Raw genomic sequence first — 20,778 nt, 5'->3', positions numbered from 1 at the left:
ATTTTAAACCTTGAAATAATAAAAAACATAATCATGAAAAAAGGACTTTTAATGATAGCAGCGGTAGGTGCTCTGCTTTTCACTTCCTGCAAGGATAACAACGCTTCAGATAAAGTAAAGGCTGAAAACGTGGAAACAGCTGCTGAGCGTGATGCAGAAGCTACTGTCTATCCTGAAATTACTTTTGAAGAAAGTGAATACGATTTTGGGAATATCCCAAAAGGAAAAAGCGTGGAGCATGTATTCAAATTTACCAACACAGGACGTGCACCACTGGTAATTACCAATGCTACAAGTTCTTGCGGGTGTACTGTTCCAGATGCTCCAAAAGAGCCTATCGCACCGGGAGAAACTGGCGAAATGACTGTAAAATATAATGGTTCTGGTAACGGGCAGGTAACCAAAACAGTTACTGTTACTGCTAATACCGAAGCCGGGAAAGAACAGGTAAAAATAAAAGCTTTCGTTGAAGCAGCGGAAGGAACCAATAGCTAACAGCGAAATATGGATAAATTAGCGCAGTTTGCTCCCATCATCTTAATGTTTGTGGTGGTCTATTTTTTTATGATAAGGCCGCAGATGAAAAAAGCAAAGCAGGAAAGAAACTTTGTGGACGAACTTAAGAGAGGTGATAGAATTGTAACTAAAAGCGGAATGCATGGAAAAATCCTGGATTTCAGCGAAAAAAATAATGCAGTGATTATAGAAACAGGTGCAGGTAAAATTACTTTTGATCGATCTTCTATTTCTATGGAGATGAGTAAAAAGTTAAATGAGCCGGCAAAACCTGCCGTTAAGGAGAAAAAATAGTTTCTGCAAAAAATAGATTTAAAAACAAAGCCTTCCTGTCGGGAAGGCTTTTTATTTTATCTTTTTTGTTTTGGTAATGGAAGTTATCATTATGCCTGAATGTTAGCTCAGCAGTTTTTATACTTGTCATTCAGGCCAATTCCTTCTTTAATCATCGGCGTTATTTTTTCAAGCCGGTTTTGCCTGGTCGCTTCTCTTTTAGCTTCCAGAATATATTCGGAATATTCTCTTTGTTTCCCCTGAGTAAGTTGGGAGAATGAGGTTTTTAATTCCTTATCATTTTCCAGTGCCGCTTTTAGCTCTGGGGGCACAACAAGCTTTTGTTTTTCTGGTTTAATTTCTCTGCCGAGTTTTTGATTGGCAATGGCCTCCCCAACATATTTTATCAAAACTTCCGTTTTTATCTCCTCGCCTTTTGCAAACCTGATTTGTCTAAGCGCCTTTGTTTTTCCTTCCTGGGCATTTTGAAGCAGAGCCGTATTTGCTTTTAGCAAAGCACCGTTAAAAAACCAAAGGGCGCAGTGGTTTTTAAATGCCCCAAGGCCTATTACGTTCTTTCCTGACACAGTATAAGTGGGCGCTCCCCACTTAATGGTTTCCTCAAGCTCTGTGGAAAGCAGCATTTCCCTGAGAGCCTTCAGTTCTTCCTGCCATTTTTTATGGACTTCAATGTATTGCTCTGCAGATTTTACTGCCATAAGTGTTGATTTTGGTTGGCGTTACTTTTTATATTTTTCCGAAGTAAGTTCAGCTAATTTAATAATAACTTCAGTAGCTTTTATCATACTTTCCACCGGCACATATTCATACTTCCCATGAAAATGATGCCCTCCTGCAAAAATATTGGGACAGGGCAAGCCCATATAACTCAACTGTGCACCATCTGTTCCGCCGCGAATAGGTTTTATAATAGGTTTTACATTCACTGCTTTCATCGCTTTTTCAGCAAGATCAACAATATGTTTCACAGGCTCTACCTTTTCCTTCATATTAAAGTACTGATCTTTTATTTCAATAGTCACACATTCCCTTTCATACTGTGCACAAATTTCCTGTCCCAGGTCCAGCATCATCTTTTTCCTGGCTTCAAAATGTTTTTTATCGTGATCCCTGATAATATAATGCAGCGTGGTCTCTTCTACATCTCCCTGCATTTTGCTTAGATGAAAGAATCCCTGGCGGCCTTCGGTATGCTCCGGAGTTTCCAGCCTGGGCAAAGAACTTATAAAGTCCTGGGCAATGTACAGGCTGTTAATCATTTTGTCTTTCGCATAACCGGGGTGTACACTTTTTCCGCTTACTTTTACCACGGCACCGGCAGCATTAAAATTCTCATATTCCAGTTCGCCAATCTGGCTGCCGTCCATAGTATAAGCCCATTCTGCGCCAAACTTTTTTACATCAAATTTATGCGCCCCGCGGCCAATTTCTTCGTCGGGCGTAAAGCAGATTTTTATCTCGCCATGCTCAATTTCAGGATTATCAATAAGATATTCCATAGCAGTCATTATTTCAGTAATTCCTGCTTTGTCATCGGCACCTAGTAAGGTGGTACCATCTGTGGTAATAATAGTCTGCCCTTTATATTGTTCCAGGTCTTCAAAATATTCAGGAGAAAGAACAATGTCTTTTTCTTTATTCAGGATAATATCCTTCCCGTCGTATTTTTCAATAATCTGCGGATTCACATGGGTGCCGGTAAAATCTGGTGTGGTGTCAAAATGAGATACAAAGCCAATCACCGGCACTTTATGGGCAACATTTGCAGGTAAAGTAGCCATTACATAGGCATTTTCATCTATATTCACCTCCTGCATGCCTATCTCCCTGAGCTCATCTACAAGTTTATTGGCCAGGTCCCACTGTTTTTTAGTGCTGGGCGTAGAAGAACTTTCGGGGTCACTTTGAGTATCTATTTTTACGTAACTTATAAATTTGTCTATGAGTTTATTTTTGTTGATCATTTCAAAGTTGTTTAGAAAAAAAATAGGCTAATTTGCAATTATTCAGCCGTTCATGACAAAGATATATGATCGGGAAAACCTATACCTTAAACTTATGAAAAAACTGCTCTTTCTTCTTGTTATAATTTTGCTTGCCTCCTGTAAAGCCAAAGTTAATCCTGTTGAAAAACCGGGAAAAACATTGGGTCTTACTGCAGAAGAGGCTATGGTGGTTTCTGCAAGAAAAGAAGCTTCGGCCATTGGCCTGGAGGTTTTAAAGAATGGCGGAAATGCTTTTGATGCCATGATCGCTACAGAAATGTCTCTTGCGGTTTGTTATCCCTTTGCCGGAAATCTTGGCGGCGGCGGATTTATGGTATATCGTCTTGCTAATGGAGAAACCGGAACCCTGGATTACCGGGAAAAAGCTCCCCTGGAAGCGAGTAAGACGATATACCAGGACGAGAACGGAGAAGTTATTTCTGAAAAAAGTAAAGTTGGAGCGATGGCCGTGGGGGTTCCTGGAACGGTGGCAGGCATTTTTGCCGTGCATGAAAGATTTGGATCCATGCCTATGGCAGAATTGCTAAAACCGGTGATCGCACTGGCAGAAAAAGGTTTTGTAGTTACTGCCAGGCAGGCAGAAACCCTGCAGCGATACCGGGATATATTTGTGGAGGTAAACCAGGACAGTATTCTTTTTTCTAAAGATTTTGCTGAAGGGGATACTATAAAAAACCTGTCCCTCGCCAATACCTTGCAAAGACTGGCAGAAAATGGAAGGGATGAATTCTACAGCGGGCCAACCGGCGAAAAAATAGTCGCTTACTTGCAGAAGCATAACGGGATTATGAAGATGGAGGACCTGGAACAGTACGAGGCACAATGGCGGAAACCCATAAACGTGGAATACAAGAATTTGAATATTATTTCTATGCCTCCACCCTCCAGCGGCGGAATTGTTCTGGGGCAGATTCTTAAAATGATAGAAGATTATCCTATTGATGAATACGGGCACAATTCAGTGAAAAGCATACAGGTGTTAACAGAAGCCGAAAGAAGGGCTTATGCTGACAGAAGCTTTTATCTTGGGGATCCAGATTATGTGGATATTCCTGTAGATTCCCTGTTAAGTAAAGAATATTCTGAATGGCGAATGAAGGATTTTAGTTTTTCAGGAGCCACAGCTTCTTCCCAACTGGATCATGGGGTGATTCCGGGTTATGAGAGTATGGAGACCACGCATTATTCTATAGTAGACCAGTCAGGAAATGCTATCGCCGCTACTACTACTTTAAACGGAGCGTATGGTTCTAAACTTTATGTGAGCGATCTTGGTTTTTTTGTGAATAACGAGATGGATGATTTTAGCGCTAAACCAGGGGTGCCTAATATGTTTGGCTTAATTGGCGCTGAAGCAAATTCAATAGCTCCGGGTAAAAGGATGTTGAGTTCGATGACGCCAACAATTGTTGAGAAAAACGGAAAATTATGGTTAACCCTGGGTTCTCCCGGAGGTTCTACTATTATTACATCGGTCCTGCAAACCATCCTTAATGTGGAAGAATATAACATGACCATGCAGGAAGCCGTAAATGCCCCCAGATTTCATCACCAGTGGCTTCCGGATGAGATTCTGTTTGAACCTAATGCTTTTAGCCCCGATATTTTAAAAAGTCTTCAGGATAAAGGCTATCATATAGATGAAGGAGAGTCAACAATAATAGGAAAAGTAGATGCCATAAGGGTTTTGCCTGATGGTACCCTGGAAGGAGGGGCAGATAAACGTGGCGATGACACTGCGGTGGGATTTTAGTTAAAATTATTAAATTAGGATTTAATAGATATTTATTTTTTGAGGTTTAGTTAAAATATTAAATTATATTTAACATCTTAACTAAACTAAAAAAATATGAAGAAGAGTTACTTTTTAAGCTTTTGCATGCTGCTTATCGGGTGGTTGATGCATGGGCAAATCCAGGAAGTTACAGGTACAGTAGTAGATGAACAGTCCCAACCACTACCGGGAGTTTCGGTAGCTATTAAGGGAACAAATCAGGGTACAGTAACAGATTTTGACGGTAAATACAGTATTGAGGCCTCTCTAGGGGATGTTCTGGTTTTTACATTTGTAGGTTTTGACGCACGTGAAGTTCCGGTAGATCAGGAGGTGATCAATGTTACCATGGTATCGGGAATGGCCTTAGATGAAGTTGTGCTGGTGGGTTCCCGAAGGCGTGCCCGTACCGTAACGGAATCTTCGGTTCCTGTGGATGTGCTGGATTTGGAAGAGATCTCGGTGGCCGTCCCTCAGGTAAACCTTAACCAGATGTTAAATTATGTGGCCCCGTCTTTTTCTTCAAATACCCAAACCATATCAGACGGAACAGACCATATTGACCCCGCATCCCTCAGAGGCCTGGGGCCAGATCAGGTACTGGTCCTCATAAATGGTAAAAGAAGGCATAATTCTTCCCTTATTAATGTAAATGGCACTTTTGGCCGTGGAAGTGTGGGAACAGATTTAAATGCTATTCCGGCTGCGGCCATTGGTAGAATTGAGGTATTGCGCGATGGTGCGGCAGCCCAGTATGGATCCGATGCTATTGCAGGTGTAATAAACATTGTCCTGAAAGATGCGGTTAATGAACTTAATCTCGATGTGACTACCGGTGCCAACTTCAGTAAAAATGCTAATGAACAGACGGGTGGCGTAGATGGGGAGACGGTGAATGTGGCAGCAAGCTACGGGATAGAGTTGGGAGATAATGGCGGTTTTATCACTTTTGCCGGCGATTTTGATTATAGGGAAGATTATAACCGGATGAAGGAGTGGGAAGGAACTATTTTTAATGCTTATAATGCTGTGGAAAGAGTTGCATCCAATGCAGGAGCCGATATTGCAAATCTTAGCAACGAGCAAATACAGCAGTATGCCCAAAATGTTTCGTACTTCGATGCTTCTCTACAGGATAATATTGCTAATGCTGAAGACAGGGCTGCCTTACAATCTTTGCTAAGCGCAGATGTTACTGAAAATGAACTTGACGCGCGGGGTATGGTAAGGAGCGATTTTAATATGAGGGTGGGACAGTCTGCTCTTCGTGGAGGAAGATTATTCGCAAATATGTCTCTGCCTTTAGATGATGAGGGAACGGAGTTATATTCTTTTGCAGGAATGAGCTCCCGAAAAGGAAATTCGGCAGGGTTCTACAGGCTGCCCAACCAAAGCAGGACCTACACTCCCATTTATATAAACGGATTCTTACCTGAAATAAACTCTAAAATCAACGATAAATCTTTAGCAGTAGGGATTCGTGGGGTTGTTGGAGACTGGGATGTAGATTTTAGTAACACCTGGGGGAAAAATGAATTTCTGTATTTGATTTCCAATACTTCCAATGCATCTTTACAAAGGGCAAGTCCCACTACTTTTGATGCCGGAGGATTCTCTTTTGCTCAGAATACCGTAAATCTGGATGTTTCCCAGTTGTATGGAAGTGTTTTTGAAGGATTAAACGTAGCTTTTGGAGCCGAATACCGGTTGGAAACTTATGAGATTGTAGCGGGAGAAAGAGCTTCTTATGAGCAATATACTCAAAACGGAGATGTGGTGACCAGGGCAGATCAAATGCCGGCGACAGATTTCTTCGGAAATGCCCGCCCGGGTGGCTCACAGGTTTTTCCGGGATTTAGTCCCAAAAATGAACTCTCACGCCAACGCAGCAGTATTGCGGGATATTTTGATATTGAAGCAGATATTACTGAAGCTTTCCTGTTAACTTTTGCAACAAGGTTTGAGGATTATTCAGATTTTGGTTCCACCATAAATTTTAAAGTGTCTTCCCGATACAAACTAACCGATAATATAAATATAAGAGGAGCGGCAAATACCGGTTTCAGGGCACCATCCCTGCATCAGCTCTATTTTAATTCTACTTCTACCATTTTTGATAATAATGGTGATCCTCAGGAAGTGGGAACTTTTTCGAATGATAGCAGGCCGGCACAGTTACTTGGGATTCCGCAGCTAAAAGAAGAGACTTCCCAAAGTGTAAGTCTTGGTTTCACGGCTAAAATTCCCGATGCTAACATTACCCTTACGGCCGATGGTTATTTTGTTGCTATAGATGACAGGATTGTTTATACAGGACAATTTCAGGGGCCTGGCACGGGAACCGAACTGGACAATTTATTAGCCCAGGCCAATGCCACTGCAGCTTCATTTTTTGCAAATGCCATAGATACCGAATCTAAAGGATTAGATGTAGTGATCACTCATAATGCATATTTTTCAGAAGAAGTACAATTGAAGTCAGATCTTGCCGCCACACTTTCAAAAACAAAACAGGTAGGTGGAATTAATGCTTCTCCCCAGCTGGAACGTGCAGGCCTGGTGGGTACTTATTTTCCTGAAGATAGCCGCATTTATCTGGAAGAAGCAGTTCCAAGAACCAAGATTAACCTTACAAATACCCTCTCTTTAAACAGGTTTAATGTATTTCTCAGGAATGTGTTCTTTGGGGAAGTAACCGAAGCGGCGACCACCGAAGCGAGTCAGCAGGTGTTTGGATCTAAAGTGGTGACCGATCTTTCTGCGGGGTATTCCTTATCAGATGCTTTAAGACTTACAGTAGGAGCAAATAATATATTTGATGTGTATCCAGACAGGGCAGATCCCGCATTTGGAAACAGGAGCGATGGAAGGTTTGACTGGTCAAGAAGATCTCAGCAATTTGGAATTGGCGGGAGATTTCTTTTCGCCAGGCTAAGCCTTAGCTTATAAATGAAATAATAATTTTTCTTCTACAGTCCGAGAAAGAATCCGGGTGGTTTTGTTACAAGGAAAAAAAGATAAGACTCAACATTTATTAATTAAAATTCCCCAATGGCTCTGCCTTGGGGTTTTTTATGAGAGTAAATAATGTTTATAAATTATGGCTGAGGTAGAACCCAAAATTTAGCTTTTGTGCAGCATCTTATGCGAGCACGGAGTAGAAGTACCAGTGAAGCATTATAGATCGAGTGATTCTTAAGTGATTAAAATCTGAAGTCTTTCCGGCGTGGTTTTCAGAATGTATTTTTTAAAACCTATTTTTGCACAAACCCGCCACTATGTATAAATCACTTCTCAGGAAAATTTTATTCCGGTATGACCCTGAAAATGTCCATCATTTTACCTTTAACGCTTTACAAAAGTTGAATAAGATTCCGGGAATTTCTGCTATTCTGAAAAAAAAATATCTGGTAGAAGATCCACGGCTGGAAAGGGAAGTTTTCGGACTTAAATTTAAGAATCCGGTGGGACTTGCCGCAGGTTTTGATAAAGACGCCAAATTATATAAAGAACTCTCTAATCTTGGGTTTGGTTTCATTGAAGTGGGAACAGTTACCCCCAAACCACAACCCGGAAACGAGAAAAAGCGACTTTTCAGGCTTAAGGAAGATGAAGCCATTATTAACCGGATGGGTTTCAATAATGGCGGAGTGGAAGAAATGGTAAACCGACTTAAGAAGAATAAAAATGTGCTTATTGGAGGCAATATCGGGAAGAATAAAATAACACCAAATGAAAATGCGGCAGAGGACTACAAAATTTGTTTTGAAGCCCTTTATGATTATGTAGATTATTTTGTGGTAAACGTGAGTTCACCCAATACCCCAAATTTGCGGGAACTTCAGGATAAAGAGCCTTTAAAATTTTTATTAAACCGCCTTCAGGAATTAAATAAAGCCCGGCCAAAGCAAAAACCAGTTTTACTAAAAATTGCGCCAGACCTTACCGATGCCCAGTTGCTTGATATTATTGAAATTGTGGAGGAGACTAAAATTGCAGGAATTATTGCAACAAACACCACTATTTCCAGGGAAGGCCTGCTATCTGAAAACAAAACTGAAATAGGTGGCTTAAGCGGAAAACCCCTGCGGAAACGTTCTACGGAAGTCATTCGCTTTCTGGTTGAAAAAAGCAATCATGCTTTTCCTGTTATTGGAGTGGGAGGAATATTTTCCCCCGAAGATGCGATGGAGAAGTTGGAGGCGGGAGCCAGTCTAATTCAACTTTATACCGGCTTTATTTATGAAGGACCGGGATTGGTAAAAAGGATAAACAAAAGGATTCTGGAGAAGATTAATGAGAGAAGTAAGGAGTGAAATGAAGTTGGACACCAGATACTGGAATCTGGATGTAGGAATGGAGAGTAAAAAAAATGTGGGATATAAGTTGTGGTTTTTACCTTTTAACAGACAACAGACAACAGACAACAGACAACAGACAACAGACAACAGACAACAGACAACAGACAACAGACAACAGACAACAAATAATAGTGAACCTCTAGAATGTTAGAACAGCTAATTCCATTTTTAACTGCTTCGATATTGCTTACCATTTCTCCCGGGCCAGACATTATTTATGTTTTGGTAAGAGGAATGGCCAATGGCAGCAAGTATGGAATAGTTACAGCACTGGGCCTGGTTTCGGGCATTCTTATCCATACCAGTTTGGTAGCTTTTGGAGTTTCGGTCATCATCAAAAACTCCCCTGTATTGTTTATGCTGATAAAGATATTCGGTGCGGTTTATTTGTTTTACCTGGCATACCAGGTTTTTAAAAGCGATCCAAAAATTGCCTTTTCGGCTGAAGGGCTTCAGGATAAATCTCTTTTTGCACTTTACAGGCAGGGATTTATTATGAATGTGCTGAATCCTAAAGTGACCATCTACTTTTTAGCGTTTTTTCCTGGTTTTCTATGGGAGCCGTCCGGAAATACCATTTTTCAATTCTATATTCTCGGCTTTCTGTTTATGCTGCAGGCTTTTCTAATATTTAGCGGTGTGGCTGTAATGGCAGGGAAAATTTCCACGTATCTAAAAAAGCATCCAAATTCCGGATTGATCCTAAAGTGGGTGCAGGTGGTCGTGTTTCTTTTGATTGCTTTCCTTATTTTGGTTTAAATGGTAGATTGGAGAGTATAGAGTGAAAAGTGGAAAGTTGCTAGATTTCACTCCCGCAGATCTCGCTGATTTCCGCAGAAATTCTCTAAAAGAAAATCCAAACTAAGAACGTCAAAGTGGTGAAGAGAATGTTATTTTCAATTTCCTTTTTTACTCTGCCCTTGCTTCGAACTCCGAATTCCAAACTCCGAATTCCAAACTCCGAACTCCGAACTCTGAACTCCAAAACCCCAAACTCCAAACCCCAAACCCCGAACTCCAAACCCCAAACTCTAAACCCCAAACTCCGAACTCCGAACTCTAAACTCCGAACTCCAAACTCCAAACTGAACTACTTTCTCTTCTCGCAGATCTCGCTGATTTCCGCAGAAATTCTCTAAAAAGAATATTCCAGCTAAGAAAATAAAAGTGGTGCAGAGAATGTTATTTTCAATTTACTTTTTTACTCTGACCTTGCTTTGAAGTCCGAACTCCAAACTCCGAACTATTTTTTTCTCCTGCAGATTTTAGGATAAAACGGATTTTAGCTGAAGAAGCTTTAACCATAAAACAACATTGTTTTCACAAGAATATTTTTCTCTTTAGCTCTTTAACTCCTTTACACTTTATCGCATAACTAAAATTGTTCCCTTATCTTTGGGCGTATGCAAGAAATAAAACTAATCGAATGTCCCAGGGATGCGATGCAGGGTATAAAAACCTTTATTCCTACGGAAAAAAAAGTACAATATATCCAAGCATTATTAAGGTGTGGATTTGATACTATAGACTTCGGAAGTTTTGTTTCTCCCAAGGCTATCCCGCAAATGGCCGATACTGCTGAAGTCCTTAAACAGCTGGATCTCTCCAGAACGCAAAGTAAACTCCTGGCCATTGTAGCAAATACGCGTGGCGCTCAGGACGCATCGGTTCATGAAGAAATCAAATATCTTGGGTATCCTTTTTCTATTTCTGAAAATTTCCAGATGCGGAATACCCACAAAACCATTGCTGAATCTGTAGAGATCCTGCAGGAAATTCTGGAGATTGCCAATAATTCCAATAAGGAAGTAGTAGCCTATTTAAGTATGGGTTTTGGCAATCCTTATGGTGATCCCTGGAATGTGGAGATCGTAGGGGAGTGGACAGAAAAACTTTCTGAAATGGGTGTCAAAATCCTTTCATTATCTGATACTATTGGAAGTTCAACGCCAGATATTATAGATTATCTGTTTTCAAATCTGATTCCGAAGTATCCTAATATAGAATTTGGAGCACACCTTCATACCACCCCTTCCAGCTGGCACGAAAAAGTGGATGCGGCTTATAAAGCGGGTTGCTATAGGTTTGATGGGGCAATCCAGGGATTTGGCGGCTGTCCTATGGCCAAAGATGAACTTACCGGCAATATGCCTACAGAAAGAATGGTTTCCTACTTCACTTCAAAAAAGGCAGATACCAATATAAGAATGGGAAGTTTTGAATCTGCATATAATGAAGCTTCCAAAGTTTTTGGAGCCTACCATTAATCTTATTTATAGCTCCTTCTACAATCATTACTAAAAATTATTTAAATTAAGTCTAAATAAAGTTGCTCTAATCAAAGTGACATTATATATTTGCGGCTATTATTTTAAATCAGTCTAAATAAACTATTGATGAAAAAAACTTTTCTACTACTACTTACTACGGGATCCATTTTTTTATCATCTTGTTCCAACGATGATGATGTAATTGATGACGGAGGAAAAACCATAGATATCCCAAATAATTATTCCTTTGAACGAGACGGGGAATCCACCATAGATTATAATGGCCAGACCACCCGACTGCAAATGTCGGCTGAATTACTGTCTAATTTTACCAATTTTGATGCTTCAGAAGATATATTAGCAAATATGTTTGCGAATGAAAATTCACCTTTTGAGAACGCAAGTCTTAATGAATCCTCAAAAAGTGTACGATCGAAAGTTGCCGCTTCTAACCTGTATTTTTCTACAAATACTGTGGAAGCTTCAGAAATCAAAAATGATTTCGATTCTTACATTACGGAACAATTCACTACCGTAAAGAATAATAAAGAGGTAGTAGCCGAAGCTGGCGTAGCCGGGCAGATCGATCAGGGTTCAAGAGTTCGTTATGTAAACGAGAAAGGACTTGAATTAAACCAGGCCTTCGCAAAAGGTTTAATAGGTGGATTACTTGCAGACCAGATCCTTAATAATTATCTGTCTCAGCCGGTTCTGGATGAAGCTGATAATCGTATGAATAATGATGATGAGGTGCTTGAAGAAGGCGCGGTTTATACCACTATGGAGCACAAATGGGATGAGGCTTACGGCTACCTTTACGGGGACCCGTCAATTCCTACTGCAGATCCTATGTCGGTTCTTGGAGAAAGCGATGATCATTTACTTTTCAGCTATTTAGGTCAGGTTGATGCCGATGAGGATTTTGCCGGGCTTGCTGATAGTACTTTTGAAGCTTTTAAAACAGGACGTGCTGCAATCGTTGCCGGAGACTATCAAACTCGTGATGAGCAGGTTGCCATTATTCGCGAGAATATTTCTACAGTAATCGCGGTAAGAGCGGTTCATTATCTTCAGGGCGGAAAATCTGCTTTAGCTGAAAATAGTATGGGCGCAGCTTTTCATGAACTTTCTGAAGGATTCGGATTTGTTTATAGTCTTAGATTTACGAACAAACCGGGTACGAATATGCCCTACCTGTCTAAAGAAAAAATTGACATGTTTAAAGAGCAATTATTAGACGGAAACGGATTCTGGGAGGTAACTCCGGAAACTTTGGACAGTATTTCTGAAGAAATTGCTACAGCCTTTGGTTTTAGCGTTTCTGAAGCAGCAGAATAAAACATTTAGCCGGAGCATGATTTCGATCTGCTCCGGTTCTTAATATTAATACTTATGATAAAGATCTCAAAATTTTTATTGATCGCAACCCTGATTTTTACAGCTTGTTCTACAGAAGATGAAGGGACAGATGATGGCGGTGGAAACGAAACCGATTCTTTTGATCGTGGAGCTATGCTGGCAAACTGGGCTGATAATATTATCATTCCGGCTTTTGGCAGTTTTAAGAGTTCTACACAGCAACTGGAAGATCTTACGGCTGCTTTTACAGCAGATCCAACTGAAGAGAATCTTGTTGCATTAAGAGGTCAGTATGAAGGTTCTTATTTAGATTTTCAAACAGTTGCCATGTTCGATATTGGTAAGGCAGAAGAGCTGAATTATCGCCGTTTTCTGAATACCTATCCTTTGGCAGCTTCAGCGGTTGAAGAAAAGATTGCGAGTGGTTCTTACAATCTCGAATTACCTTCAAGCTTTAAAGAACAGGGGTTTCCTGCGCTGGATTATCTTCTGAATGGAATAGGTGCTACAGATGCTGAGATCGTTGCGAAATATTCCTCTGAAAATTATAGAAATTATCTTTTAGATGTTTCCAAAAGAATAAACTCGCTTACTGCTGAAGTTAACGCCTCCTGGCAGGGAGATTACAGAGATACTTTTGTAAACAACACCAGTTCTTCAAGCACCGGTTCAGTAGATAAGTTCACCAATAAATACATCATGTATTTTGAGGCTTTTTTACGTTCAGGAAAGATTGGTTATCCTTCTGGAATTTTAACCGGTACGCCTTCCCCAATCAATGTAGAAGCCTATTATTCAGCAGATCTTTCAAAAGAACTTTATCTGAAAGCTGTACAGAGTACGGTTGATTTTTTTAACGGTAAATCATTTAATGGAAGTCAGACCGGTAAAAGTTATAAGCAATATCTGGAATATCTTGACAGAAGCGATCTTGCCAATGATATTTTAAGCCAGTTTAGCGCGATTAAATCCCAGGCTTCAAATTTGAATGCAAGCCTAAAGAATCAGGTAGAAACCAATAATACGCTAATGCTTGCTGCTCATGATGAACTGCAGAAGCAGGTGGTTCTTCTGAAATTGGATATGGTACAGGCACTTTCCATCAGTATAAATTATGTAGATTCAGATGGAGATTAAGTGATTGATGAGATCGTCCATCACTAAATATTTTGATTCTTATACCGATGCCGCTCCATTGGCAGTTTTTCGTATCGGTTTTGGAATTATGATGTTCGCCAGTATTATACGTTTCTGGCTGAACGGATGGATCGAAAAACTATATATAACTCCTAAATTTCATTTTAGTTATTATGGATTTGAATGGGTGAAACCGCCTGGCGATTTCACCTATTTTCTTTTTATAATCTGCGGGATTGCCGCCTTATTTGTAGCCTTTGGTTATAAATATCGCTTAGCGATCATTACTTTTTTCCTGAGTTTTACCTACATAGAACTCATGGATAAGACTACTTACCTTAATCATTACTATTTTATTAGTATTCTTAGCTTTCTAATGATCTTTCTTCCGGCGAATGTCTATTATTCAATGGACGCATGGAAGAATGCAAAGAATCGCTTTCAGAAGATTCCACGCTGGAGTATAGATGCCATAAAATTACTGCTGGGAATTGTCTATTGCTATGCCGGTTTGGCCAAGATCAATTCAGATTGGCTGTTTAGGGCGATGCCTTTAAAGATCTGGCTGCCTTCAAAATATGACATCCCTTTTCTGGGCGATCTTATGCAGCAGGAATGGGTTGCATATGCTTTTAGCTGGAGCGGGATGTTTTACGATCTTTTTATTCCTTTTTTGCTTCTTTGGAAACGAACCAGGTTTTTCGCTTTTATCATGGTGATTATTTTTCATGTGATTACGAGGGTCTTGTTCCCAATCGGGATGTTTCCTTACATCATGATCGTGAGTGCGCTTATATTTTTCAGCCCGAAAGTTCACAATCGAATTCTTCAGAAAATTTCAGACTGGTTCAGGATCAAAAAAGAGAAATTTGATAATGACCGGCTGTTATTTTATAAGCCTCTTAAGCGGAAAATATTCATTTCTGTAGTATCTATATTTTTTATCATTCAACTTTTATTTCCGTGGAGATATTTACTATATCCGGGCGAATTATTCTGGACTGAAGAAGGTTTTAGATTTTCATGGCGGGTAATGTTGATGGAGAAAGCCGGATATGCTCGATTTAAAGTGATTGATGGCAAAACCGGAAAAAGATTTTACGTAAATAATTCAGATTTTTTGACGCCGTTTCAGGAAAAACAAATGTCTTTTCAGCCCGATTTCATTCTGGAATACGCACACTTTCTGGCAGATCATTTCAGAAAAGACGGGCATAGAAATATTGAGATCTATGTAGAAAACTACGTAGGTCTTAATGGCAGAAAAAGTGAACCCTATATAAGCCCCGAGGTTAATTTGCTTAATTTCGCCGATTCATTTGAACATAAAACATTCATTTTACCATTTAATGATGAAATTAAAGGTCTTTAGCATACTCTTCTTTTTTAGCATGATCGCGAATGCTCAGTACTCATTGAGCGGAACAGTGACATCATCTAATACTGGTGAACCTGTTCCCAATGCGGAAATCTGGAATAAAACCAATGGGAAGTTAACCATCGCAAATGAGAACGGAGAATTTCAAATTTCCTCCATAAAAGAAGGAACCTACGTTTTTGCAGTTTTCAGTTATGAATACGAAATCGTTCAGCGGGAGATTAGTATTATTCAAAATACTGAAGCTAATTTTCAACTTTCTCCGCTGGCCGAAAGTCTCAGCGAAGTAATGATCACCAATCGAAGAGAGCAGATCTTCGCGCTGAGAAAATTACGAAAAGTAGAAGGCACTGCGATCTACGCCGGTAAGAAAAGTGAAGTGGTCTTGATGGATAAGGTTTCCGGGAATCTTGCTGCCAACAATGCAAGGCAGATCTACAGCCAGGTAGTAGGATTGAATATTTACGATAATGGGGATGCTGGACTTCAGCTAAATATTGGTGGTCGTGGACTGGATCCTAACCGGACTCAAAATTTCAACACCCGCCAGAATGGATATGATATTTCCGCAGACGTTCTGGGTTATCCGGAAAGTTACTATACCCCGCCGCCGGAGGCTCTCAGGGAGATCCAGGTGGTTCGTGGAGCCGCCTCTTTGCAATATGGAACTCAGTTTGGAGGACTCATAAATTTCAGGTTTAAAGAACCGGTTCCAAATAAAGAAATTGAACTTGTTTCCAGGCAAACCGTAGGATCTTATGATCTTTTCACCAGTTTCAATAGTTTGAGCGGAACAGTGGGGAAGTTTAGTTATTATACCTATTACAATTATAAAGGGGGAAAGGGTTTTAGACCTAATTCAGAATATGATTCTCATAATGCATTCGCTCATCTGGGATGGAAATTTAATGAAAAGACCAATATCAGTTTTGAATATACTTTCCTGGATTACCTGGCACAACAGCCTGGTGGTTTAACAGATGCGCAATTTTATGAAAATCCGGATTTTAGCAATCGTTCCCGAAACTGGTTTGATGTGAACTGGAATCTTTTCGCGCTAAAACTGGAGCATCAGATTTCTGAAAAAACAGATCTTAGTCTGAATATATTCGGGCTTGATGCCAGCCGAAAAGCTTTAGGATTTAGACAAAATCGCGTGGCATTGGATGATGATCCGGAAGCGCCAAGAGAACTACTGGTGGATGATTTCTCAAATTGGGGAGCTGAAGCTAGGATTTTGACGCGATATGACCTATTTGCAGAAGAATCGGTTTTATTGCTGGGAAGTAAATACTACCAGGCATTTAATCAACAACAACAAGGAGCGGGTAGTGCTGCTTCCGGACCTGATTTTGAATTCGCCAATTTTAGTTTTCCGGATTATGAAAGGCAGTCAGAATTTGAGTTCCCGAATAAAAACCTTGCTTTCTTCGGAGAAAATATTTTCAATTTAACCAATAATCTATCCATCACGCCTGGTTTCAGGTTCGAATATATCAATACTGAAGCCGACGGTTTTTATAAGAATATCATCACCGATAATGCGGAAAATGTTCTGCTGAATGAAACCATTGAAGATAATCGCAAATTTGACAGGAGTTTTATTCTTCTGGGGATTGGAAGTAGTTATAATTTGAATGCATCGAATGAGTTTTATGCCAACTTTTCACAGAATTACAGGTCGGTTACCTTTAATGATATCAGGGTAGTAAACCCAAGTTTCCAGGTAGATCCGGATATTAGTGATGAAGAAGGTTTTACGTCAGATCTGGGAATTAGAGGCCGTCTGAAAGATTTTCTTTCTTATGATGCCAGTATTTTTGCATTAAAATATAATGACAGGATAGGAGAAGTATTAAAACCTGAAGAACGTGTAAATGCTGAAGGAGAACTGGAAGAAACGGGAAGACTGGTAAGATTCAGAGGAAACATTGGAGATGCGTTTATTTACGGCCTGGAAACTTTTGCGGAATGGAATATCAGAAACAGCTTTTTTGAAGCTGCAGAAAACTATCAGTTGAATGCTTTCGTAAATGCTGCTTTTACAAAATCTGAATATATTCGGTCTGAACAAATAAATGTAGAAGGAAATGAAGTGGAATTTATTCCGGCAGTAAATTTAAAGACAGGTTTGAATTTTGGGTATAAGAACTTCCTTGCAGGTTTGCAGTATACTTATTTATCAAGCCAGTATACCGATGCTACCAATGCACCGCAGGATAAAACTGAAAATAACCGTGGAATAGAAGGAGAAGTTCCGGCTTATGGAATTATGGATCTTTCAGCATCTTATAGTTTTGGTAAATTCAAGCTGGAAGCCGGAATAAATAATCTTTTGGATAATTCATATTTTACAAGAAGGGCAACAGGATATCCCGGGCCTGGAATTATTCCCGCGCAGCCTATCACCTGGTATACCACATTACAGGTTAAACTGTAAATTTCAGGATGCGATTTATGCAAAATTTTAAACGCTGGGCAAAGGACCTGCGCGATAAAATGGTTTTGGCCCATCTGGTTTCCATTCATCCCTGGACGCCATGGTATCCTAAAATTATTCTTCTTGTCACACTGGCTTACGCGCTTAGCCCTATAGATCTTGTCCCGGATTTTATTCCCGTACTTGGTCTGCTGGATGATCTTCTGCTGGTTCCATTGGGAATATGGTTGAGTTTTAAATTAATTCCGAAGAGAATTATTGAAGAATGCGCCCGTAAAACAGCAGATTTTACATGGCATAAAAAGAAAAATATCCTAGCAGCAATTATTATAGTGGTTTTCTGGCTTGGCCTTTTTTTATGGTTGTTCCTCAGGTACAGGGAAAGACTTTTAAGTCCATTAGCTTCCTATCCTGTATAAATCATCGTATTTCTCATTTATAAGTCTTACATTTGCACGCAATTAAATCCTTAATTGCTATGACTGCACACGATTCCAAAATCTTAGGGGAAGGGCTAACTTACGATGATGTATTATTGGTTCCTGCATTTTCTGAAGTGTTACCCCGGGAAGTAAGTATCAGATCAAAATTCACCAGAAATATTTCTATTAATGTTCCTATTGTTTCGGCAGCAATGGATACCGTAACAGAGTCCAGGATGGCTATTGCTATGGCCCGCGAGGGGGGCATTGGGGTGCTTCATAAAAATATGAGCATTAAGCAGCAGGCGCTAAAGGTTCGTAAGGTAAAAAGAGCGGAGAGCGGAATGATTATAGATCCCGTTACTTTGCCTATTTCGGCTAAGGTTAAAGACGCCAAGGCTCACATGAAGGAGCATAGTATTGGTGGGATCCCTATTGTAGACGGAGAGGGTAAATTACTGGGAATTGTCACCAACAGGGATCTGCGTTTTGAAAAAAATAATGAGCGTCCTATTTCTGAAGTGATGACTTCTGAAAATCTCGTGAGGGTTTCCGAAGGAACTTCATTAGAGCAGGCCGAAGAGATTCTTCAGGGCAATAAAATTGAAAAACTACCGGTGGTAAATAAAGAGGATAAGCTGGTTGGTCTTATCACGTTTAGAGATATTACCAAACTCACTCAAAAGCCAAATGCAAATAAAGATAGCTACGGAAGGCTGCGCGTGGCAGCTGCGGTTGGGGTTACTTTAGATGCCGTAGACAGGGTGGAAGCCCTTGTTGCCGCTGGTGTGGATGCGGTAATTATAGATACTGCCCACGGGCATACCAAAGGTGTGGTGGATGTTTTGAAACTGGTAAAAAATAAATTTAAAGATCTGGAAGTAGTGGTGGGAAATATTGCCACTGGAGAAGCAGCAAAATACCTGGTAGATGCCGGTGCCGATGCTGTAAAGGTGGGAATTGGTCCTGGTTCAATTTGTACTACCAGGGTAGTCGCCGGAGTTGGGTTTCCTCAATTTTCAGCCGTTCTGGAAGTAGCTGCGGCTATAAAAGGTAGCGGAGTGCCGGTTATTGCAGATGGCGGGATTCGTTATACCGGGGATATCCCCAAAGCTATTGCGGCAGGAGCCGACAGTGTGATGCTGGGGTCTTTGCTTGCCGGAACAAAAGAATCTCCCGGGGAAACCATTATTTATGAAGGCCGTAAATTTAAGTCTTACCGCGGGATGGGATCTGTGGAAGCTATGCAAAAAGGCTCAAAAGACCGCTATTTTCAGGATGTGGAAGATGATATTAAAAAGCTGGTCCCTGAAGGTATCGTTGGCCGTGTGCCTTATAAAGGGGAACTTGAAGAAAGCATTCACCAGTTTGTGGGAGGGCTAAAAGCCGGAATGGGATACTGTGGAGCGAAAGATATTGAAGCACTTAAGGAAAACGGAAAATTTGTAAAAATTACTGCTGCCGGGGTGCATGAAAGTCATCCGCATGATGTTACTATCACCAAAGAGTCTCCTAATTACAGCAGGTAAATTTCTGAATTAGAGCATTAAAAAAGGCGGTTTGAAGATTTTTCGAACCGCCTCTTTTTAAAATTAATTCTTGCAATTGCTTATTGAGCGTCTTCCACAGAAATGCCCATTTCTTTCATCACTTTAAGGGTAATGTCATATTCTTCTGCAGCAAAAGCCAGGCTGTTACCACCGGCATTAAGGATATGCGTATAACCTTCCGCAGCGATCACCTTTTTCATAGCGGCATCTATTTTCTCATATAGCGGTTTGGTTAGTTCATTCCTTTTCATTTGAAGCATCACAGAAGCTTTTTGACGGAAGCCTTTTATTTCATTCTCAAGGCCTATAATCTCAGTTTCCTTTTCCTTCTTTTGTTCGTCAGTAAAAGTGGTGTTGTTTTCCTGGTAATCTGCAATCAGACCTTCATACTTGCTGATATTTTCCTGCATCCCCGTTTGTAACTCCTTGTTATATTCATCAAGGCCCTGGTTAACTTCTGTAATTTCGGGCATTTTAGAAAGAATATACTCAGGATCAATAGTTCCTGTTTTAGTTTGCGCATTGGTAAGTACACTTACAAATAGAAGTGTGAAAAGAAATCCGATTTTTTTCATTTTAAATAAGTTTTTCGCAAATATAAGAGGCACAAACTTTTAATTCCTATTTATTTTTAATTTTCTCTTCTTTCTCGTGATTTACGGTTTTACCGTCTTCAGCAAAAGCCTTAAAATCCTGCATATACTGCAACGATTGCTTTTTAAAAGATCCCGGCATGGTAAAACCAATAATTTTCATGAATCCGCTAAATTTGAATATGCTGTGGGATACCCATTTTGTTCGGTTATTTGAAATTTCAGTGAAAAAATTTTCCTGGATGTTGTGCACCCCTTTGGCGTCATAGGTAGCATGATACTCCTGGGGAAGATTATTTTTGATGATGGTCTCCGTCATTTCTATTTCCCGCTTTCCCATTGTAAACCGGTATGCATTTGTAGCGCCTTCTTCTCCCATAGTTCCTGTAAGCGGTTTAAAAGATAACAATCCCCGCTGCCAGCATTTAAGATTGTTAGGATCCTCAAACTTTTTTACTACCTCAGTGCGGGGCAGATCGATTTCAATTTCTAAGGTGTAATCCATAATTTATTGATTTTTAGCATATTAAATATAGCTCAGAATTTTTAATTTTTAAAGGTTAATAATAAAGTATCCTCTATAATCGTTGAACCAATACCTTGCAGAACCTATGGGTTTTCTTATTTTTGCATCCGTTAAAGCTGGTGGCGTGGAAAATGAAGCTTTTTGGTATGTAA

General features: G+C 40.1%; 17 protein-coding genes. 13 read left to right on the top strand and 4 right to left on the bottom strand.

Features of this window, described 5'->3' with window-relative positions; all coding sequences use genetic code 11:
* The first annotated feature begins 33 nt into the window (after positions 1–33).
* Positions 34–495 carry a DUF1573 domain-containing protein gene (locus AB8M93_RS15280; protein ID WP_373059237.1) on the top strand — a complete coding sequence of 154 codons (462 nt, stop codon included), beginning with the start codon at positions 34–36 and terminating at the stop codon, positions 493–495.
* A gap of 9 nt (positions 496–504) precedes the next feature.
* Positions 505–810 carry a preprotein translocase subunit YajC gene (gene yajC, locus AB8M93_RS15275; protein WP_373059235.1) on the top strand — a complete coding sequence of 102 codons (306 nt, stop codon included), beginning with the start codon at positions 505–507 and terminating at the stop codon, positions 808–810.
* A 107-nt stretch (positions 811–917) separates the two neighbouring features.
* Here yajC and AB8M93_RS15270 read toward each other — a convergent pair whose 3' ends face one another.
* Together AB8M93_RS15270 and pepT are read right to left on the bottom strand one after the other, a co-directional pair.
* Positions 918–1,508, bottom strand: a complete 591-nt coding sequence (locus AB8M93_RS15270; RefSeq protein WP_373059233.1) for a YdeI/OmpD-associated family protein — start codon at positions 1,506–1,508, stop codon at positions 918–920.
* 21 nt (positions 1,509–1,529) lie between these two features.
* Positions 1,530–2,774, bottom strand: coding sequence for a peptidase T (pepT, locus tag AB8M93_RS15265; protein WP_373059231.1), 1,245 nt, complete (start codon positions 2,772–2,774; stop codon positions 1,530–1,532).
* Between the two features lie 94 nt (positions 2,775–2,868).
* On the opposite strand from pepT, the gene ggt reads away from it, so the two are divergent.
* From ggt to guaB, 11 genes are all read left to right on the top strand, one after another.
* Positions 2,869–4,569, top strand: coding sequence for a gamma-glutamyltransferase (ggt, locus tag AB8M93_RS15260; protein ID WP_373059229.1), 1,701 nt, complete (start codon positions 2,869–2,871; stop codon positions 4,567–4,569).
* A gap of 96 nt (positions 4,570–4,665) precedes the next feature.
* Positions 4,666–7,539, top strand: a complete 2,874-nt coding sequence (locus AB8M93_RS15255) for a TonB-dependent receptor (RefSeq protein ID WP_373059227.1) — start codon at positions 4,666–4,668, stop codon at positions 7,537–7,539.
* A 329-nt stretch (positions 7,540–7,868) separates the two neighbouring features.
* Positions 7,869–8,906 (top strand): quinone-dependent dihydroorotate dehydrogenase, encoded by a 1,038-nt coding sequence (locus AB8M93_RS15250; protein ID WP_373059225.1) that lies wholly within the window; start codon positions 7,869–7,871, stop codon positions 8,904–8,906.
* A gap of 189 nt (positions 8,907–9,095) precedes the next feature.
* A complete protein-coding gene (locus tag AB8M93_RS15245; RefSeq protein ID WP_373059223.1) occupies positions 9,096–9,710 on the top strand; it encodes a LysE family translocator in 615 nt (204 codons plus the stop codon).
* A 644-nt stretch (positions 9,711–10,354) separates the two neighbouring features.
* Entirely contained in the window at positions 10,355–11,218 is an 864-nt protein-coding gene (locus tag AB8M93_RS15240; protein WP_373059221.1) for a hydroxymethylglutaryl-CoA lyase, read from the top strand.
* A gap of 129 nt (positions 11,219–11,347) precedes the next feature.
* Positions 11,348–12,559, top strand: coding sequence for a DUF4856 domain-containing protein (locus tag AB8M93_RS15235; RefSeq protein ID WP_373059219.1), 1,212 nt, complete (start codon positions 11,348–11,350; stop codon positions 12,557–12,559).
* Positions 12,560–12,613: 54 nt separating this feature from the next.
* Positions 12,614–13,717 (top strand): imelysin family protein, encoded by a 1,104-nt coding sequence (locus AB8M93_RS15230; RefSeq protein WP_373059217.1) that lies wholly within the window; start codon positions 12,614–12,616, stop codon positions 13,715–13,717.
* A gap of 7 nt (positions 13,718–13,724) precedes the next feature.
* Complete coding sequence (locus AB8M93_RS15225) at positions 13,725–15,089, top strand: HTTM domain-containing protein (RefSeq protein ID WP_373059215.1); 1,365 nt, start codon at positions 13,725–13,727, stop codon at positions 15,087–15,089.
* Positions 15,070–17,535, top strand: a complete 2,466-nt coding sequence (locus tag AB8M93_RS15220; RefSeq protein WP_373059339.1) for a TonB-dependent receptor domain-containing protein — start codon at positions 15,070–15,072, stop codon at positions 17,533–17,535. The genes AB8M93_RS15225 and AB8M93_RS15220 overlap by 20 nt, the downstream gene beginning before the upstream one ends.
* A gap of 17 nt (positions 17,536–17,552) precedes the next feature.
* Positions 17,553–17,954, top strand: a complete 402-nt coding sequence (locus AB8M93_RS15215; RefSeq protein WP_373059213.1) for a YkvA family protein — start codon at positions 17,553–17,555, stop codon at positions 17,952–17,954.
* Between the two features lie 59 nt (positions 17,955–18,013).
* On the top strand, positions 18,014–19,486 hold the full coding sequence (guaB, locus tag AB8M93_RS15210) for an IMP dehydrogenase (protein WP_373059211.1): 1,473 nt from the start codon (positions 18,014–18,016) through the stop codon (positions 19,484–19,486).
* A gap of 80 nt (positions 19,487–19,566) precedes the next feature.
* Here the strand turns inward: guaB and AB8M93_RS15205 are convergent, their stop codons facing one another.
* Both AB8M93_RS15205 and AB8M93_RS15200 read right to left on the bottom strand, forming a co-directional pair.
* Complete coding sequence (locus tag AB8M93_RS15205) at positions 19,567–20,082, bottom strand: OmpH/Skp family outer membrane protein (protein WP_373059209.1); 516 nt, start codon at positions 20,080–20,082, stop codon at positions 19,567–19,569.
* A gap of 46 nt (positions 20,083–20,128) precedes the next feature.
* On the bottom strand, positions 20,129–20,605 hold the full coding sequence (locus AB8M93_RS15200; RefSeq protein ID WP_373059207.1) for an SRPBCC family protein: 477 nt from the start codon (positions 20,603–20,605) through the stop codon (positions 20,129–20,131).
* Between the last annotated feature and the right edge of the window lie 173 nt (positions 20,606–20,778).

The organism is Autumnicola aciditolerans (assembly GCF_041679265.1).
GTDB lineage: Bacteria > Bacteroidota > Bacteroidia > Flavobacteriales > Flavobacteriaceae > Autumnicola.
The sequence above is the reverse complement of the archived record's forward strand: the minus strand, read 5'-3'. Positions and strand labels throughout refer to the sequence as shown.

Coding starts and splice junctions, on each gene's coding strand:
- AB8M93_RS15255 (WP_373059227.1), top strand. CDS start 4,666: ATGAAGAAGAGTTACTTTTTAAGCTTTTGCATGCTGCTTATCGGGTGG.
- AB8M93_RS15215 (WP_373059213.1), top strand. CDS start 17,553: ATGCAAAATTTTAAACGCTGGGCAAAGGACCTGCGCGATAAAATGGTT.
- pepT (WP_373059231.1), bottom strand. CDS start 2,774: ATGATCAACAAAAATAAACTCATAGACAAATTTATAAGTTACGTAAAA.
- AB8M93_RS15245 (WP_373059223.1), top strand. CDS start 9,096: ATGTTAGAACAGCTAATTCCATTTTTAACTGCTTCGATATTGCTTACC.
- AB8M93_RS15250 (WP_373059225.1), top strand. CDS start 7,869: ATGTATAAATCACTTCTCAGGAAAATTTTATTCCGGTATGACCCTGAA.
- AB8M93_RS15240 (WP_373059221.1), top strand. CDS start 10,355: ATGCAAGAAATAAAACTAATCGAATGTCCCAGGGATGCGATGCAGGGT.
- AB8M93_RS15220 (WP_373059339.1), top strand. CDS start 15,070: ATGAAATTAAAGGTCTTTAGCATACTCTTCTTTTTTAGCATGATCGCG.
- ggt (WP_373059229.1), top strand. CDS start 2,869: ATGAAAAAACTGCTCTTTCTTCTTGTTATAATTTTGCTTGCCTCCTGT.
- AB8M93_RS15205 (WP_373059209.1), bottom strand. CDS start 20,082: ATGAAAAAAATCGGATTTCTTTTCACACTTCTATTTGTAAGTGTACTT.
- AB8M93_RS15225 (WP_373059215.1), top strand. CDS start 13,725: ATGAGATCGTCCATCACTAAATATTTTGATTCTTATACCGATGCCGCT.
- AB8M93_RS15270 (WP_373059233.1), bottom strand. CDS start 1,508: ATGGCAGTAAAATCTGCAGAGCAATACATTGAAGTCCATAAAAAATGG.
- AB8M93_RS15230 (WP_373059217.1), top strand. CDS start 12,614: ATGATAAAGATCTCAAAATTTTTATTGATCGCAACCCTGATTTTTACA.
- AB8M93_RS15280 (WP_373059237.1), top strand. CDS start 34: ATGAAAAAAGGACTTTTAATGATAGCAGCGGTAGGTGCTCTGCTTTTC.
- guaB (WP_373059211.1), top strand. CDS start 18,014: ATGACTGCACACGATTCCAAAATCTTAGGGGAAGGGCTAACTTACGAT.
- AB8M93_RS15235 (WP_373059219.1), top strand. CDS start 11,348: ATGAAAAAAACTTTTCTACTACTACTTACTACGGGATCCATTTTTTTA.
- yajC (WP_373059235.1), top strand. CDS start 505: ATGGATAAATTAGCGCAGTTTGCTCCCATCATCTTAATGTTTGTGGTG.
- AB8M93_RS15200 (WP_373059207.1), bottom strand. CDS start 20,605: ATGGATTACACCTTAGAAATTGAAATCGATCTGCCCCGCACTGAGGTA.